The sequence below is a fragment of the Sphingomonas flavalba genome (genome assembly GCF_004796535.1).
Taxonomy (GTDB): domain Bacteria; phylum Pseudomonadota; class Alphaproteobacteria; order Sphingomonadales; family Sphingomonadaceae; genus Sphingomonas_L; species Sphingomonas_L flavalba.
On record NZ_SPHY01000001.1, the window covers coordinates 134,654 to 151,885 of the forward strand.

Consider the following 17,232-nt stretch of genomic DNA (forward strand, 5'->3'; position numbering starts at 1 on the left):
CTCAGAATCCGTCGGGCAGGGCGATCGGCCCGACGCATTCGCGGTAGCGGGCAATCGCGTAGCGGTCGGTCATCCCGGCGATGAAATCGGCGATATGCCGGCTGTGCGCGGGCTCGCCGTCGGGCAGCGTTTCGCGCCAGGATTCGGGCAGCAGCGCCGGATCGGCGGCATAGGCGCCGAACAGCCCGCCGATTACCGTCCGCGCCGCCGTCGCCGCCTCCATCTGGTGCGGGTGGTGGTAGAGGTTCGCGTACATGAACCGCTTCAGCTCGCGCTCCTCGGCGCACAGCGCCCGGCTGAAGCCGACAAGCTGCCGCCCCGCCGCCCGCGCGTCGTCGACCGTCTCGATCCGGCTGTCGCGCAGCCGCCTGCGGGTCTCGGCGATCAGGTCGTTGACCATCAGGCCGATCTGCGACCGGATCAGTTCGGGTAGCAGCCGCGTGTCGGCGGTGTCCGGGTAGCGCGCCTTCGCCGCCTTCCATCCGCGCGCGACCAGCGGCACGCCCATGATCTGGCGGATGTCGAGCAGCCCGGCACGCACCCCGTCGTCGATGTCGTGGTTGTCATAGGCGATGTCGTCGGCAATCGCCGCGACCTGCGCCTCCAGCGACGGCCATGTCGCCAGCTCCAGCGGGAAGGTTGCATCGGCCTCGGCCAGCGCCCAGGCAGGCGCGTCGATCGGCCCGTTATGCTTGGCCAGCCCCTCCAGCATCTCCCAGGTCAGGTTCAGCCCGTCCCACAGCGGATAGGGTTTGTCGATCCGCATCAGCGTGCGCAGCGTATGCGCGTTGTGGTCGAACCCGCCCGCCCCGGCCATCGCCGCGCGCAGCGCATCCTCGCCGGCATGGCCGAACGGCGGGTGGCCGATGTCGTGGGCCAGGCACAGCGCCTCGGTCAGGTCCTCGTTCAGGCCCAGCGTGCGGGCGATCGCCCGGCCGATCTGCGCCACTTCCAGGCTGTGGGTCAGCCGCACGCGGAAATGGTCGCCGTCCGGCGCCATGAACACCTGGGTCTTGTGGCGCAGCCGGCGGAACGCGATCGAGTGGATGATCCGGTCGCGGTCGCGCTGGAACGCGTCGCGCGGCCCGCGCAGCGCGCCGGCGGCCTCGTCGTGCAGGCGGCCGCGACTCTTCGCCGGGTCGGATGCCCAGGGTGCGACCGTCCTCATTTCGCGCCGATCTTCTCGACCTCCTGCCCGGCCGAGCTGGTAAAGACGAAGGTCTTGACCCCCTGCCGGTTCAGCTTGTTGACGAAGGCCTGCGCCTCGGCGGAGGTCTTGAACGGGCCGACCAGCAACCGGTTGGTCGCCCCCGCCTTCGCCGTATGCGCGCTGCGGTTCTTCAGCTCGGCGGCCTTGCCCTTCACCGCGTTCCACGCCTTCGGCAGGTCGCTGCGATTGGCGCCGCTCGCCACCTGCACCCAGACGCGCGACGGCGCCTTCTTCGCTGCCGCTTTCTGCGCCGCGGCCTTCTTCGCCGCCGCCTGCTTCGCCAGTTCGGCCTTGGTCGGCTTCGGCTTGGCCGGCGCCTTGGGCGGCGGTGCCTCCGCCCTGGCCGGGGCCGGCCGGGCCGGCGCCGGGCCGCTCGCCTTGGCGGCGGAGGCAATCACCTCATTCTCGGGAATGCGCAGGCCGCTGATGATCTCGGCCAGCGCGCCACGCCGCGCCTCCGCCGTCATCCGCACCGGCGCCTCCTGTGTCGGCGCCGGCTTCGGTGCCGGCGCGGCGACGGCTGGCTGCGCCCCGCCGGTCGCCGGCTGGTTGCGCCCCGCCCGCCGGGTGCGTGGTGGCGTCGATTCAGCGCGGTCCGCTGCGGCCAGCCGGGTCGGCTTGTCGGCCGGGAACTGGCCCAGGTGGACGGCAAGCGCCTTCTGCGTCGGCTTCAACCCACCCAACCGGACCAGGAACGGCTGCATCGCACCGGCCATCGGCGCCGGCATCATCGCCTCGACGATCTTGCCCGCCCCGGCCGGGTCGCCGGTCAGCGCCAGCACGAACGCCCGCGCCCGCCACGCCGCCTGATCGCGCTTGTGGAGCAGCGGGTCGAGCAGCGCCAGCGCCTGCTCGCGGTCGCCGGATATCGCCAGCGACAGCGCATAGCGCCGCGTCACCTCGTCGTCCGGCCCGCGGGTCAGCGCCAGCGCATAATCCTTCTGCGCCTTGCGCGGCTCACCGCGCAGGTCGTGCGCCAGCCCGCGATCGCCGGCGATCGCGGCGGCGGGCACGCCCAGGTCGGTGGCGTCATCGAACAGCCGCAGCGCGTCGCGCGGATTTTCCGCCTTCAGCATCGCGCGAGCGAGGCCGGCCTTGATCGCCCCGTCGCGCGGTGCCAGCCGCTCGGCCCGGGCATAGAAAGCCAGCGCGGCATTGGCATCGCCGATATCGAGCGCGGCGTCGCCTGCCCCTTTCAGCGCGACCAGATTTTCAGGGTCGCGCGCCAGCTCGCGCAAATGCGCGGTCAGCCGGTCGGCGCTGGACGGCGGCGGCGCCCCGGCGGGAAGCACGCCGCCCGGCGTTACGATCTGCGCGGCCAATGGCGATATGGCGGTGATCAGCAGGCCGACAGCGAATGTGCCGGCCGAGCGCCCGAAAGAAAATCGCGAATTCATCGTGCGCCACGCTTATCCGCAGAATGCGTCGCTCCGCAATGCGCGGGGGCCGGGCCGGCGCCGAAGCGGGCCGAACCCGCGTTCGCCCTTTCCCGGCCGTCGCCGGGAAAGGATAGAACACTGGATCAGGGGTTGTTCTGGCGGTTCAGGAAGCGCGGAATGTCGAGCGGGCTTTCGCGGTCGGCGTCGTCGCCCGGCGTCTTGGCGTTGCCGCGCGCAATGCTCGACATCCGCTCGAACAGCGTGCCGCCGGCAACCCGCGCCGGCTTCGCTTCCGGTTCTCCGCCGCTCAGCCAGCGCCGACCGGCCTCCAGATCGGCATCGCTCGGCTCGGCCGCCGGCTCGTCGAGCAGCAGCTCGTCGGCGCCACTGTCTTCGGCGACCGGCTGATCCAGGGTCAGCGGCGCTTCCTCGGCCGCCACCGCTTCCGCCACCGGCTCCTCGGCTGCTGGTTCCGGCGGGGTCAGGGTGATCTCCGCCGCCGGCGCCTCTTCGGCCCGCGCGACGAGCCCGGTCAGCCGCTCGACCGGAGACGGCGCCGTCTCTGCCTTGCGCCCGGCCGGGAAGGCGAGGACGCGGGCCGGTTCCGGCGCCGCGACCGCTTCCGCCTCTATGCCGGTGGCGACGACCGACACGCGGATCTTGCCGTCCAGATTGTCGTTGAACGCCGAACCCCAGATGATGTTGGCGTCCGGGTCGACCAGTTCCTTGATGTGGTTGGCGGCCTCGTCGACCTCCATCAGGCGCATGTCCTCGCCGCCGGTGATCGAGATGATGACGCCCTTGGCGCCCTTCATCGACACGCCGTCGAGCAGCGGGTTGGCGATCGCCTTCTCCGCCGCCTCGATCGCGCGATTGTCGCCGTCGGCCTCGCCGGTGCCCATCATCGCCTTGCCCATCTCGCCCATCACCGAACGGACGTCGGCGAAGTCGAGGTTGATCAGGCCGGGCATGACCATCAGGTCGGTAATGCCGCGCACGCCCTGCTGCAGCACCTCGTCCGCCATCTTGAACGCTTCCTTGAAGGTCGTGTTCGGGTTGGCGATCAGGAACAGGTTCTGGTTGGGGATGACGATCAGCGTGTCGACATGCTTCTGCAGTTCGGCGATGCCGGCTTCCGCCGCCTTCATCCGCCGGTTGCCCTCGAAGCTGAACGGCTTGGTCACCACGCCGACGGTCAGGATGCCGCGTTCGCGCGCCGCCTTGGCGATCACCGGCGCCGCGCCGGTGCCGGTGCCGCCGCCCATGCCGGCGGCGATGAAGCACATATGCGCGCCTTCCAGCGCCTTTTCGACCGTCTCCAGCGCTTCCTCGGCGGCGGCGCGGCCGATTTCCGGCCGGGCGCCAGCGCCCAGGCCCTGGGTGATCTTCAGGCCCAGCTGGATGCGCCGCTCCGCCGACGAGGCGTTCAGCGCCTGCGCGTCGGTGTTGCAGACGATGAAGTCAACGCCCTGCACGGCGCTGGCGATCATGTTGGCGATCGCGTTGCCGCCGGCGCCGCCGACGCCGATCACGCTGATCCGGGGCCGCAGCTCGTCGACTTCGGGCGGAATGAATTCGATGCTCATGCGTAAATCTCCCCTTGTCCCGCGCGGCGCGAAACACCTGTCCGCCGCCACTCTTGCACAATCCGATTCACCGTTTCATCCAAAAAGTTAATCCTGTGGACTTTTCTGTTAGTAACTTGTGCGGAACGCCGAGATCAGCCGCGACAGCAACGCAGAACCCGGTGCCTTTACAATGGTTTGGTCGGTAGACGACAGCGCGCGCAGGTCCACCGGGTCCGACGCGGCGAAATGGATCAGCCCGGCCAGCGTGGCAAAGGCCGGGCCGCTATGTGCGTCCGGTATGCCGGCCAGCCCGCGCGGCCGGCCGACCCGCACCGCGCGGCCCAGATTGCCCTGCGCATAGTCGGCGATGCCCTTCAACTCGGCGCCGCCGCCGGTCAGCACCACCTGCCGCCCGACCGGGCCGCCGAAACCCAGCTCCTTCAGCGCCTTGGCGATCTCGCCCATCAGGTGCTCCAGCCGCTGGCGGATGACGGCGATCAACTGCGCGCGGGTGATCCGCGTCGTCTCCGCCGCGTCCTCCTCGGCGGAAATCGGCGCGACCTCGATCATTTCGTGATTGTCGCGCGGGCTGGCGGTCGCCGAGCCGAAGAAGCACTTCATCCGCTCCGCCTGGCTGCGCCGCGTGCCGAAGGCAGAGGCGATGTCGTCGGTGATGTCCGCCGCCCCGAACGGGATCGACGCCAGGCCGACGAGCAGCCCGCCGCAGAACAGCGAGACATTGGTGACGCCGGCGCCCAGTTCCACCAGCGCGACGCCCAGTTCGCGCTCCTCGTCGGACAGGCAGGCCATGCCGGTCGCCACCGGCGAGGCGACGATCGACTTGACCTCCAGATGCGCGCTCCTGACGCATAGGTCGAGGTTGCGCACCGGCGATCCGTCAGCGGCGACGACATGGATGTCGACGCCCAACCGGTCGGCGTGCAGGCCGAGCGGCTTCTTCACCCCCTGTAGCCCGTCGAGCGTGTAGAGCGTCGGCTGGGCGTGGAGGACCATGCGGCCATGCGGGTCGATGGAGCTTTTGCCGGCGGCAAGCAGTTCGTCGATATCCTCCTGCTCGATCCGGTGGCCGCCCAGTTCGACCTCGACCGAGGCCAGGTCGCTGACCAGCCCGCCGGCGGAAAAGCTTACCCAGACGTCCTCGATGTTGGTGCCGGCGATCCGTTCCGCCTGTTCCACCGCCTCGCGCACCGCGATCTCGGTCGCCGCCATGTCGGCGATATAGCCGCGGCGCACCCCCCGGCTCTCGCGCTGGCCGGTGCCGAGCACGGTCATCTCGCCGCCCTCGCTCTGCGACGCGATCAGCGCGGACACTTTCCACGACCCGATGTCGAGCGCGGTGATCAGCTTCTCGCCGCGCGGCTGCACGCGCCTGTCCTGCCCTGCTCTCATGTCGTCTGGCTCGTCCTCAACAACTGGCCGCCGTCCGGCGGCGCTGGGGCTTCACGCGGCGCCTGCATCGGTGCCGGCACCGGCGCCGTCGTCCCGTCGGTCTGCACGGCGTCGATCGGCTTTGGGTTGCGGTCGACGCGGACGACCAGCCGCGTCGGATCGCGCATGTCGAAGCGCAGGAAACCGCGCCCCAGCAAACGGTCGCTGCCATCCAGCGTCGCGAAGCGGTCGAGCGCCTTCTTCGCCGCCAGGTCGCCCTCCGGCAGGGCCAGCGTCTCCCCGGACTGGAAACGCAGGTCCCAGCGCCGCCCGCCGATCCATGTCGCGCCGGCCAGCACCGGGCGGATGCGGGGCACCGCCTCCAGCAGCGATTCCAGCGACGCGACCTGCCCGTTCGCCCCCGGCCCGACGACCAGCGGCAGGTCGGGCAGTGCCGACAGCGACACGTCCTCCAGCACCACGCCGCCACGATCGATCAGCGCCAACCGCCCCTGGTTCTGCCACACCGCCGCCGGCGAGCGCTCGACCACGTCGACGACCAGCGTATCGGGCAGGCGGCGCGACACCCGCGCATCGGCGATCCAGCCATATTGCATCAATTCGCCGCGCACCCGCTGCAGGTCGACCAGCGGCATCGCCCGCGATTTCTGGTCGAGGGCGATCGCGTAGACGGTCAGCCGGTCCATCCGCTTGATACCGGTCACCTCGACCCGGTCGACCTCGAAGCCGGCCTTGCCGGTCGCCTCGGCCAGCGCGGTGCCGGCCATGCCCGGCAGGCCGAGCGCAAAGGCGGTGGCGATGCCGGCACATGTCACGGCGGTGACGACGATCCACGTCGTCGCCCGCTGCACCGTCTCCGGCGCGACCGGGACCAGCGCCGCCGTCCGGCTGAGCAGCGACGGCTTGCGCGCCTGCCGCCGCCGCTTCGGCTGCACCGAGCCGCGCGGCCGCTTGCCCCGGCGGATGGTCGCGTGGCCGCTCACAACGCCTCCCGCACGATGCGCTCGACAAGATCGTTATAGGACATGCCCAGGTATCTCGCCTGTTCCGGCACCAGGCTCAAGGGGGTCATCCCCGGCTGGGTATTGACCTCCAGCAGGTACAGCCCGTCCATGCCCCGCGTGTCGTCCCAGCGGTAATCGGCGCGCGACGTGCCCTTGCAGCCCAGGATGCGGTGGGCGGCCAGCGCCATCGCCTTCGCCGCCTCGGCGATGTCGGCCGGGATGTCGGCGGGGCAGATATGGTCGGTCATCCCGTCGGTGTACTTGGCGTCATAATCGTAGAAGCCGCTCTTGGGGCGCAACTCGGTGACCGCCAGCGCGCTGTCGCCAAGCACCGCCGTGGTCAGTTCGCGCCCGCGGATGAACGGCTCGGCCAGCAGTTCATCGAAATACCGCCACGGCCCCTCGGCGTCGCGGGCGATCGGGCTGCCGTAATTGCCGTCCGCGGTGACGATGGCAACGCCGACGGACGATCCCTCGTTGACCGGCTTCAGCACATAGGGGCGCGGCAGCGGGTCGCCGGCGTACAGGCTCTCGCTGGCGACGACGACGCCTTCGGGCATGCGGATGCCGTGGGGGACCAGCGCCGCCTTGGTCAGTTGCTTGTCGATCGCGATGACCGAGGTGACAAGGCCGCTATGGGTGTATTTCAGCCCCATGATGTCGAGCATGCCCTGCACCGCCCCGTCCTCGCCCGGCGTGCCGTGGAGGGCGTTGAACACGACGTCGGGCTTCGCCTCGGCCAGCCGCGCGGCGACATCGCGGTCCATGTCGATGCGGGTGACGCGGTGACCGTTCGCCTCCAGCGCGTCGGCCACCCCCTTGCCGGAGGTCAGCGACACCTCCCGCTCGGCCGACCAGCCGCCCATCAGCACCGCGATATGAAGACGCTCACCCACCGCTTACTCCGTTACCCTGGCCGATACGCTGGATTTCCCATTCGAGCATCACCCCCGAGTGCGCCTTGACCCGTTCGCGGACCATCTCGCCCAAAGCCTCGATATCGGCGGCGGTCGCGTCGCCCAGGTTGAGCAGGAAGTTGCAGTGCTTCTCCGACACCTGCGCGCCGCCGTGGCGCAGCCCGCGGCAGCCGGCGGCGTCGATCAGCCGCCACGCCTTGTCGCCGGGCGGGTTCTTGAACGTCGACCCGCCGGTGCGCGAACGCAGCGGCTGGGACGCCTCGCGCTCGGCGGCGATCCGGTCCATCTCCGCGCCGATCGCCGCCTTGTCCCCCGGCACCCCGGCGAACAGCGCCTCGACGACGACGGCGCCCTCCGGCACCGCCGAATGGCGGTAGCTGTAGCCCAGCCGCTCGGCCGGCCAGGTCTCGACCCGCCCGTCGCGCAGCACCAGCGTCGCCTCGACCAGGATGTCGGCCGTCTCGCGGCCGTAGGCGCCGGCGTTCATGCGGACCGCGCCGCCCGCCGTCCCCGGTATCCCGCGCAGGAATTCCAGCCCGGCGATACCGGCGTCGCGCGCCGCGCTGGCGACGGTGATGCCCATCGCCCCGCCGCCGGCCCGGACACGCTCGCCCGGCTCGATCGCGATCCGCGCGAAGCTCTTGGGCAGGCGGACGACGACGCCCGGCACCCCGCCGTCGCGAACGATCAGGTTCGATCCGACGCCGACCGGCAGCACCGGCACCGCCGGGTCGAGCGCGCCCAGAAAGGCGGACAGGTCGGCGACGTCCCTCGGCCTGACCAGCCATTCCGCCGGCCCGCCGGTGCGGAACCAGATGAAATCGGCCAGGCTGCCGCCCGGCGCGATCGTTCCGGCCAGCGCCGGCAGCACGGCGGTGATGGCGGGGGCGGGGGCAGCGGCGGCGGTCATGCCCGCTCCATCGCCCCGGCCAGCCCGGCCGCCCATTTGGTGATGTCCCCCGCCCCCAGGCAGACGACCAGATCGCCCGGCCGGACGGTATCGCGCAGCGCCCCGGCCAGCGCCCCGGCGTCGGCGATCGGCGCCGCCGCGCGGTGGCCGCGCCGCTTCAGCCCGGCGACCAGCGCCTCGGCATCGACCCCTTCGACCGGCGCCTCGCCGGCCGCATAGACCGGCGCGACATAGACCATGTCGGCATCGTTGAACGCTGACTCGAACTCCTCCATCAGCGCGCCGAGCCGCGAATAGCGGTGCGGCTGGACGACGGCGATCACCCGCCCTTCGGCGCTTTCCCGCGCGGCGGCGAGCACGGCGCGGATCTCGACCGGATGGTGGCCGTAATCGTCGATGATCGTCGCGCCCAGCGCCTCGCCAACCTTGGTGAAGCGCCGCTTGACCCCGCCGAACTGGGCGAAGCCGCCGATGATCCGTTCATCGGGAATGCCCATCTCGACCGCCACCGCCACCGCCGCCAGCGCGTTCTGGACGTTGTGGCGCCCCGGCATCGGCAGCGCGATGCCGGCGATCGTCCGCGTCTCGCCATCGCGATTGCGGACCAGCACGTCGAAACGGTTGCCGCCGGGGATCTGGACGACCTGCTCGCCGCGCACGTCGGCCTGCGCCGAAAAACCATAAGTGACGATCCGCCGGTCGCGCACCCGGGGCAGGATGCCCTGCACCTCGGCATGGTCGAGGCACAACACGGCCGCGCCATAGAAAGGCACATTCTCGACGAACTCCACATAGGCGTCCTTCACCCGCTCGAACGAGCCGTAATGGTCGAGATGCTCCGGGTCGATGTTGGTGACGACGGCGATCGTCCCGTCCAGCCGCAGGAAGCTGCCGTCGCTCTCGTCGGCCTCGACGACCATCCAGTCGCTGGCGCCCAGCCGGGCGTTGGAGCCATAGCGGTTGATGATCCCGCCGTTGATGACGGTCGCGTCGACCCCGCCGGCGTCGAGCATCGCCGCGATCATCGACGTCGTCGTCGTCTTGCCGTGGGTGCCGGCGACGGCGATCGTCGACTTCAGCCGCATCAGTTCGGCCAGCATCTCGGCGCGGCGGACCACCGGCACGCGGTGTTCCAGCGCATAGTCGACTTCCGGGTTGCCGCGCTTGATCGCGGTCGAGGTGACGACCACCGCCGCGTCGACGACATTGGCCGCGTCGTGGCCGATCATCACCGTGATGCCGCGCTTGCGCAGCCCTTCGACGACATAGCTTTCGGCGATGTCCGATCCCTGCACCTTGTAGCCCAGGTTGTGCATCACCTCGGCGATGCCGGACATGCCGATGCCGCCGATGCCGATGAAGTGGATGACGCCGATGTCGAGCGCGACGCCCTTCATGCCAGGCTCTCCACCAGGTCGGCCAGGTCGCTCGCCGCCTGCGGCCGGCCGCAGGCATGGGCGCGGCGCGCGGCATTCTCCAGCGCGCCGGGCTCCAGCGCCAGCTTCTGCATCTGCTTGGCCAGCTCGACCGCGGTGAAGCGCGGCTGGGGGATCGCCCGCGCACCGCCCGCCTTCGCCATTTCCCGCGCGTTGTAGGTCTGATGGTCGTCGGTCGCCGACGGCAGCGGCACCAGGATCGCCGGCCGCCCGGCGGCGGTCAGCTCGGCGATCGTCGATGCCCCCGCCCGCGCGATCACCAGATGCGCCAGCGCCAGCCGCCCCGGCATGTCCGCGATATAGGTTGCCAGTTCCGCCGGGATGCCGAGCGCGGCGTAATCGGCGCGGACCTGTTCGATATCCTCGACCCGGCATTGCTGCACCACCTGCAGCCGCCGGCGCAGGTTCAGCGGCAACATGCCGAGCGCCGCCGGCACCACCTGCGACAGCACCGACGCGCCCTGGCTGCCACCGGTGACGAGCAGCCGGAACACTCCGACATGGTCGAGCGCGGGATAGGGCAGGTCGCGCAGCGCCAGCACGCTGTCGCGCACCGGGTTGCCGACCAGATGGGTCTTGCCGAACCACGCCGGCTTCAGCCGCCTGACCTCGGGATAGGCGGTGGCGATCGCGTCGACCCGCCGGCCGAGCAGGCGGTTGACCCGGCCGAGCACGGCATTCTGTTCGTGGACGACGGTCGGCACCTTGTCCTTCAGCGCGGCGAGCAGCGCCGGCAGCGCCGGATAGCCGCCGAAGCCGACGACCGCCGCCGGCGCGAACGCCTCGTACAGCCGCCCGGCCATCGCCCGCCCTTCCAGGATCGCGCGGCCGCCGCGCAGCCAGCCCAGCGGCCCGCCGGCCAGCCGCCCGGCCGGCAGGACATGGGTCTGCACCCCGTCGAACAGGCCGGGGATGCGCGCGCCGCGCTCGTCGGTGATCAGCGCGACATGGTGGCCGCGCCGGCCCAGTTCCTCGGCCAGCGCATGGGCCGGGATCATGTGCCCGCCGGTCCCGCCGGCGGCGAGGACGAAATGACGCGCCTCGGTCATTTGCCGCTCCATTTCACGACATAGGGCGAACGCGTCAGATACGGGTTGCGCCGGGTGAAGGCGAGCAGCAGCCCCATGCCGATCGCCAGCGCCAGCATCGACGATCCGCCATAGCTGATGAACGGCAATGTCATGCCCTTGGACGGCGCCAGGTGCAGGTTGACCGCCATGTTGATCAGCGCCTGCACGCCAAACTGGGTGACCAGCCCGGCGGCGGCGAGCAGGGTGAAGCTGTCCTCCTCGTCGAGCAGGCGGACGAAGACGCGGACGACGATCGCCAGATAGAGCAGCGCGATCACCGCGCAGGCGACCAGCCCGAACTCCTCGCCGATCACCGAGAAGATATAGTCGGTATGCGCTTCCGGCAGCCGGTATTTGGCGACGCCGCCGCCCGGCCCGGTGCCGAACAGCCCGCCGCCGGTCAACGTCGCATAGGCGCTGTCGACCTGATAGGTATCGCCCTCGGAAAACAGGAAATTGTTGATCCGCTGGGTCGCGACCGGATAAAAGAGATAGGCGCCGACGATCGCGGCGAAGCCGCCGCCGACCAGCCCGCCGATCCACCGCACCGACACGCCGGACAGCATCAGCAGCGCCATCCAGATCGCGCCGAACATCACCGTCTGGCCGAAATCCGGCTGCTTCATCAGCAGCCCGGCGATCAGCAGCAGCGCGGCGGCGGAAATCGGCACCACCGGCAGCGTGTCATCCTGCGCCTTCAGCGCCAGCAGCCAGGCGAGGGTGACGACGAAGAACGGCTTCAGGAATTCGGACGGCTGGAACTGCGCGACGCCGACGCCGATCCAGCGCATCGCGCCGTTCACCTCGATGCCGATCACCGGCACCAGCGCCAATGCCAGGGTGAACACACCCGCGCCGATCATCGCGAAGCGCCGCGCCGCCACCTTGGGCAGCATCGACACGCCGATCATCACCGGAAAGCTGATGACCACCCAGGCGAGCTGGCGCCAGAAATAATGCAGCGGCGCGAACACGGTGCCGCCGCCGGAATAGCGGTGGGCCGCCGCCGGCGATGCCGCCGCGACGGCGATCAGGCCGATCGAGATCAGCACCATCACCATCATCAGCAGCACGCGGTCCATTTCCCAGAACAGCGTGCCGATCGCCGACCGGTCGGACCGGCCGAGCCGGGCGGCCATGCGCGGGCGGCGCTTGCGTTCGGTCCTGATCGTCGCCTCCGCCGTCATGCCAGCGCCTCCACCGCCGCGCGGAACGCGGCGCCGCGCGCCTCATAGTCGCTATACTGGTCGAACGACGCGCAGGCCGGCGACAGCAGCACGACGTCGCCGCTCTCGGCATCGCTGGCCGCCGCCTCGACCGCCGCCTCCAACACCCCGCTTTCGACGACCGGCATGTGCGGCGCCAGCAGCCGGGCATACAGCGCCCCGGCCTCGCCGATGGTGTAGGCGGACCGGACATGGCCGAAATGCGGCGCGCAGGCGTCCAGCTCGTCCGTCTTGGGCTTGCCGCCGACGATCCAGCGGATCTTCGGATAAGCGGCCAGCGCCGGCGCCGTCGATGTCGGGTTGGTCGCCTTGCTGTCGTTGACGAACAGCACGCCGTGGCGCGTCGCCACCCGCTCCATCCGGTGCGGCAGGCCGGGATAGCTGGCCAGCCCCGCCTCGATCGCCGCCTTGTCCAGCCCCAGCGCGACGCAGGCGGCAATCGCCGCCGCGACGTTCTGGGCATTATGCGGCCCCTGCAACGCCGGCCAGCGGGACTGGTCGCCGACGGAAGTCGAAGACACGATAGTCGGCACCGGCAGCGTGGCGGCGATCTCCCGCGTCGGCTCGTCCTCCGTCGCGATCACCGCCGCCTGCCCCGGCCGCTGCATCGCGAACAGCCGCGCCTTCGACGCCGCATAGCCGGCAAAGCCGTCATAGCGGTCGAGATGATCGGGCGTGATGTTGAGCAGCACCGCGACGTCGCAGGCGAGCGAGAAAGTCAGGTCGATCTGGTAGCTCGACAGTTCCAGCACATAGACGCCGCCCGCCGGCAGCGGCTGCTGCGCCAGGATCGGCAGGCCGATATTGCCACCCATCAGGCTCGGCACCCCGGCGGCCGTCAGGATATGGTGGATCAGCGCCGTCGTCGTCGACTTGCCGTTGGTGCCGGTGATGCCGACGACCTTGTGCGCCGGCAACTCGGCGCGCGCCTGCGCGAACAATTCGATATCGCCGATCAGCGGCACCCCCGCATCGCGCGCCTTGGCGGCGATCGGGTGGCGATTGATCGGCACCCCCGGCGACACGACGACACCGGCAAAGCCGGTCAGGTCGATCGCCAGCGGATCGGCCAGCGTCACCTCCCCCGTATTTGCCGCCACCTTCGCCCGCGCATCCGCATTGCCGTCCCACGCGACCACCTCGGCCCCGCTCGCGAGCAACGCGTCGACCGTCGCCAGCCCGGAGCGGGCAAGGCCAAGCACCGCATAGCGCTTGCCGGCAAAGGCGCGCGCCGTAATCACCTGAGCTTCAACGTCGACAGGCCGGCCAGCGCCAGCACGAAGGCGATGATCCAGAACCGGATGACCACCGTCGGCTCGCTCCAGCCGAGCTGCTCGAAATGATGGTGGATCGGCGCCATCCTGAACACGCGCTTGCCCGTCCGCTTGAAGAAATAGACCTGGATGATGACCGACAGCGCCTCGACGACGAACAGCCCGCCGATGATCGCCAGCACGATCTCATGGTGCGCGGTGACCGCGATCGCGCCGAGCGCGCCGCCCAGCGCCAGGCTGCCGGTATCGCCCATGAACACCGCCGCCGGCGGCGCGTTGAACCACAGGAAGGCAAGGCCGGCGCCGACCATCGCCCCGCATAATATCGCCAGGTCGCCCGCCCCCGGCACGTGCGGGATGCCCAGATAGGTCGCGAATTTCGCGTTGCCGGCCAGATAGGCGATGATCATGAAGGCGACGGCGGCGATGATCACCGGCATCGTCGCCAGCCCGTCCAGCCCGTCGGTCAGGTTGACGGCGTTGCCGGCGCCGACGATCACGAAGGCGGCGAAGACGATGTAGAACCAGCCAAGGTCGATCGCGATATTGGAAAAGAACGGCACGTGCAGCAGCGTGCCGGTCTGGCGCAGGATGATCCAGCTCGCCACCGCCGCGATGGCGAATTCGAACAGCAGCCGGGTGCGCCCGGAAATGCCCTTGGCGCTCGATTTCCGCACCTTGTCCCAATCGTCCATGAAGCCGATCGCGCCGAACCCCAGCGTCACGCACAGGCAGGCCCAGACGAACGGGTTGCGCGGGTCCATCCAGATCAGCAGCGACACGCTGAGCGCGGTCAGGATCATCAGCCCGCCCATCGTCGGCGTGCCGCGCTTGGCGAGGTGGCTCTGCGGCCCATCGCTGCGGATCGGCTGGCCCTTGCCCTGCCGAACGCGCAGCCAGCCGATGAACCTCGGGCCGATCAGCAGCCCCAGGAACAGCGCCGTCGCCACCGCGCCGCCGGTGCGAAAGCTCAGATAGCGGATCAGGTTCAGGACGCCGGGGAAGCCCAGTTGCTCGGCAATCAGATACAGCATCAGTCCCTAATCCCCCGCCAACGCCGTCACGGTGCGGGCAAGCCCGATTGCGTTCGACCCCTTGATGAGCACCGCGTCGCCGGGCTTCAGGACATCGCGAAGGATGGCCAGCGCGGCGGCGGCATCGGGCGCCTGACAGATTTTCGTCCGCCCCTCAAGCGCCTGGGCGAGCGGCGCCATCTCCGTGCCGACGAGCAGCGCGAAATCCACGCCGGCCGCCATCACCGGCCCGGCCAGCCCGGCGTGGAGCGCGTCGCTTTCCGCGCCCAGTTCGCGCATCGCGCCGAGCACGGCGATCCGGCGCGCCGCCGGCTCGGCGCCGAGCACCGCCAGCGTCGCCGCCATCGACGCCGGGTTGGCGTTGTAGCTTTCGTCGATCAGCAGCGCCTCGCCGTCGCCGACCCGGATGCTGTGGCGCGCGCCCCGCCCGGCCAGCCCGCCAAGCCCGGCCAGCGCCAGCCCGGCCGCGGCGATGTCGCCGCCCGCCGCCTCGACCGCCGCCAGCACCGCCAGCGCGTTCGATACCCAGTGCGCGCCGGGCTGGCCGACGGTGAAGGTCAGCTGCGCGTCGGGCATCGTCATCGACACGGTGGTGCCGCCGTTCGCCGCCGGCGCGGTCGCCACCGCCCGCACGTCGGCGCCCTCGCCGAAGCCGAAGGTCCACACTCTGGCGGCATAGGGCCGGGCGGCGGCGGCCAGCCGGTCGCGGTGCGGGCTGTCATGGGGGACGATGGCGGTGCCGCCCGGCTCCAGCCCCTCGAAGATCTCCGCCTTGGCGTCGGCGATCGCTTCCTCGCTGGCGAAATGGGCGCGGTGCGCCGGGGCGATCGCGGTGATGACGGCAATGTCGGGGCGGACCAGCCGGGTCAGCGCCGCCAGCTCGCCTTCATGGTTCATGCCCATCTCGAACACGCCGTAGCGCGTCTCCGCCGGCATCCGCGCCAGGCTGAGCGGCACGCCGACATGGTTGTTGTAACTCTTGACGGACCGGTGGGCCTGGCCGGGCGCGATGCGGTCGAACGCCGCGAACAACGCCTCTTTCGTGCCGGTCTTGCCCACCGACCCTGTTACGCCGACGATTTTCCCCGTCGTGCGCGCCCTTGCTGCGACCCCAAGGGCATCCAGCGCGGCCGCCGTATCCGGAACCCGGACGTGCGGCCACGGAACCGTGCGATCGACGATGGCGCCGGCGGCCCCGGCCGCGAACGCCCCGTCGAGGAAATTATGGCCGTCGCTCTGCTCGCCGGCGAGCGCGACGAACAGGTCGCCGGGGCCAACCTCGCGGCTGTCATAGGCGACGTCGGCCGCCGCGAAGTCCGCGCTCGCCATGCCGCCGGTCGCCGCCGCGATCGCGTCTGCTGTCCACAGCGCGCTCATCCCGCGACCTCGCGCGCCACCGCGACGTCGTCGAACGGCAATACCCGGTCGCCGACCAGCTGACCCTGCTCGTGCCCCTTGCCGGCGATCAGCACGATGTCGTCCGGCCCGGCCTCGGCAATCGCGGCGGCGATGGCGGCGCGGCGATCGCCGATCTCGTCGGCGCCGACCGCGCCTTCCAGCACGTCGCGGCGGATCGCCGCCGGGTCCTCGGTGCGCGGATTGTCGTCGGTGACGATCGCATGGTCGGCCAGCGCCACCGCGATCTTGCCCATCTCCGCCCGCTTGCCGGTGTCGCGGTCGCCGCCGGCGCCGAACACCAGGATCAGCCGCCCCTTCGCGTGCGGCTTCAACGCCGCGATCGCCGCCTCCAGCGCGTCGGCGGTATGGGCATAGTCGACATAGACCGGCGCGCCGGCGCGGGTGATCAGCGCCCGTTCCAGCCGCCCGCGCACCGGCTGCAGCCGCGCCATATCGTCCAGCGTCGCCGCCGCATCCCCGCCGGTCGCGATCACCAGCCCGGCGGCGACCAACGCGTTCGCCGCCTGATAGGCACCGATCATCGGCAGCGTCACCTTGTGCTGCCGCCCGTCCACCTCGACGACCAGCGCCTGGCCCAGCCGCGTCGGTGTCCGGCTCAGCAGCCGCAGCTCCTCGCCATGCTCGCCGACGCGCAGCAGCTTCAGCCCGCGCTCGCGCGCCAGGTCGATCACCCGCGCCGCCTCCGGGTCGTCGGCCCAGATCACCGCGCTACCGTCGCCGTCGACCACTTCGGAGAACAGCCGCAGCTTGGCGGTGAAATAGGCCGCCATGTCGCCGTGATAGTCGAGGTGGTCGCGCGACAGGTTGGTGAACGCGGCGGCGCGGACCGGCAGCCCCTCGGTCCGGTACTGGTGCAGACCGTGGCTCGACGCCTCGAACGCCAGGTGGGTCACCCCCTCGCGCGCCAGCCCGGCGACGTTGGACAGGAAGGTGACGATGTCGGGCGTGGTCAACCCGGTCACCGCCCGGTCGACGGAGGTGGTGACGCCGAGCGTGCCGATCGAGGCGGCATGGTGGCCCTGCATCCGCCACAGCTGGCGGGTCATCTCGACGGTCGACGTCTTGCCGTTGGTGCCGGTCACCGCCACCGTCGTCGCCGGGAACGGCGCGAAGAATCTGGCGGCGAGCAGGGCGAAGTCGCGGCGCGGGTCGTCGGACGCGACATGGACGGCGCCGGTCACCTCCGCCTCCGGCCGGGCGACGACGGCGATCGCCCCGGCGGCCACCGCCTGGGGGATATAGTCCTCGCCGTTGACGCGGCTGCCGCGGAACGCGCCGAACACGGTGCCGGGGGCCACCTTGCGGTGGTCGATCGCGAATCCGGTCACCTCCGGCCCGCCTTGTCCTCCGATCAGCGCGCCGAGCTTCATCCCTC

General features: G+C 70.7%; 14 protein-coding genes. All 14 read right to left on the reverse strand.

Annotated features, from left to right (window positions below; translation table 11 throughout):
- Nucleotide 1: 1 nt before the first annotated feature.
- Nucleotides 2-1,168: a deoxyguanosinetriphosphate triphosphohydrolase gene (locus E4A53_RS00630; RefSeq protein WP_136161177.1), complete on the reverse strand. Its 1,167-nt coding sequence runs from the start codon at nt 1,166-1,168 to the stop codon at nt 2-4.
- Nucleotides 1,165-2,607 (reverse strand): SPOR domain-containing protein, encoded by a 1,443-nt coding sequence (locus E4A53_RS00635; RefSeq protein WP_239018064.1) that lies wholly within the window; start codon nt 2,605-2,607, stop codon nt 1,165-1,167. Before E4A53_RS00635 ends, E4A53_RS00630 begins: the two co-directional genes overlap by 4 nt.
- Before the next feature lie 125 nt (nt 2,608-2,732).
- Entirely contained in the window at nt 2,733-4,175 is a 1,443-nt protein-coding gene (gene ftsZ, locus E4A53_RS00640) for a cell division protein FtsZ (RefSeq protein WP_136161178.1), read from the reverse strand.
- 108 nt (nt 4,176-4,283) lie between these two features.
- Entirely contained in the window at nt 4,284-5,567 is a 1,284-nt protein-coding gene (ftsA, locus tag E4A53_RS00645; protein WP_136161179.1) for a cell division protein FtsA, read from the reverse strand.
- Entirely contained in the window at nt 5,564-6,550 is a 987-nt protein-coding gene (locus E4A53_RS00650) for a cell division protein FtsQ/DivIB (protein ID WP_136161180.1), read from the reverse strand. Before E4A53_RS00650 ends, ftsA begins: the two co-directional genes overlap by 4 nt.
- Complete coding sequence (locus E4A53_RS00655) at nt 6,547-7,467, reverse strand: D-alanine--D-alanine ligase (RefSeq protein WP_136161181.1); 921 nt, start codon at nt 7,465-7,467, stop codon at nt 6,547-6,549. The genes E4A53_RS00650 and E4A53_RS00655 overlap by 4 nt, the downstream gene beginning before the upstream one ends.
- The gene (gene murB, locus E4A53_RS00660) at nt 7,460-8,398 is read right to left on the reverse strand and encodes a UDP-N-acetylmuramate dehydrogenase (protein ID WP_136161182.1); all 939 of its coding nucleotides are present in this window, start codon (nt 8,396-8,398) and stop codon (nt 7,460-7,462) included. The genes E4A53_RS00655 and murB overlap by 8 nt, the downstream gene beginning before the upstream one ends.
- Complete coding sequence (gene murC / locus E4A53_RS00665) at nt 8,395-9,795, reverse strand: UDP-N-acetylmuramate--L-alanine ligase (protein ID WP_136161183.1); 1,401 nt, start codon at nt 9,793-9,795, stop codon at nt 8,395-8,397. Before murC ends, murB begins: the two co-directional genes overlap by 4 nt.
- Nucleotides 9,792-10,883 carry an undecaprenyldiphospho-muramoylpentapeptide beta-N-acetylglucosaminyltransferase gene (gene murG / locus E4A53_RS00670; protein ID WP_136161184.1) on the reverse strand — a complete coding sequence of 364 codons (1,092 nt, stop codon included), beginning with the start codon at nt 10,881-10,883 and terminating at the stop codon, nt 9,792-9,794. The genes murC and murG overlap by 4 nt, the downstream gene beginning before the upstream one ends.
- On the reverse strand, nt 10,880-12,091 hold the full coding sequence (locus E4A53_RS00675; RefSeq protein WP_136161185.1) for a peptidoglycan glycosyltransferase FtsW: 1,212 nt from the start codon (nt 12,089-12,091) through the stop codon (nt 10,880-10,882). The genes murG and E4A53_RS00675 overlap by 4 nt, the downstream gene beginning before the upstream one ends.
- Nucleotides 12,088-13,371 carry a UDP-N-acetylmuramoyl-L-alanine--D-glutamate ligase gene (gene murD / locus E4A53_RS00680; protein WP_136161186.1) on the reverse strand — a complete coding sequence of 428 codons (1,284 nt, stop codon included), beginning with the start codon at nt 13,369-13,371 and terminating at the stop codon, nt 12,088-12,090. The genes E4A53_RS00675 and murD overlap by 4 nt, the downstream gene beginning before the upstream one ends.
- Nucleotides 13,368-14,438 carry a phospho-N-acetylmuramoyl-pentapeptide-transferase gene (mraY, locus tag E4A53_RS00685; RefSeq protein ID WP_136161187.1) on the reverse strand — a complete coding sequence of 357 codons (1,071 nt, stop codon included), beginning with the start codon at nt 14,436-14,438 and terminating at the stop codon, nt 13,368-13,370. The genes murD and mraY overlap by 4 nt, the downstream gene beginning before the upstream one ends.
- 6 nt (nt 14,439-14,444) lie before the next feature.
- A complete protein-coding gene (locus E4A53_RS00690; RefSeq protein WP_136161188.1) occupies nt 14,445-15,815 on the reverse strand; it encodes a UDP-N-acetylmuramoyl-tripeptide--D-alanyl-D-alanine ligase in 1,371 nt (456 codons plus the stop codon).
- Nucleotides 15,812-17,227, reverse strand: coding sequence for a UDP-N-acetylmuramoyl-L-alanyl-D-glutamate--2,6-diaminopimelate ligase (locus tag E4A53_RS00695; protein ID WP_136161189.1), 1,416 nt, complete (start codon nt 17,225-17,227; stop codon nt 15,812-15,814). The genes E4A53_RS00690 and E4A53_RS00695 overlap by 4 nt, the downstream gene beginning before the upstream one ends.
- Nucleotides 17,228-17,232: the final 5 nt, after the last annotated feature.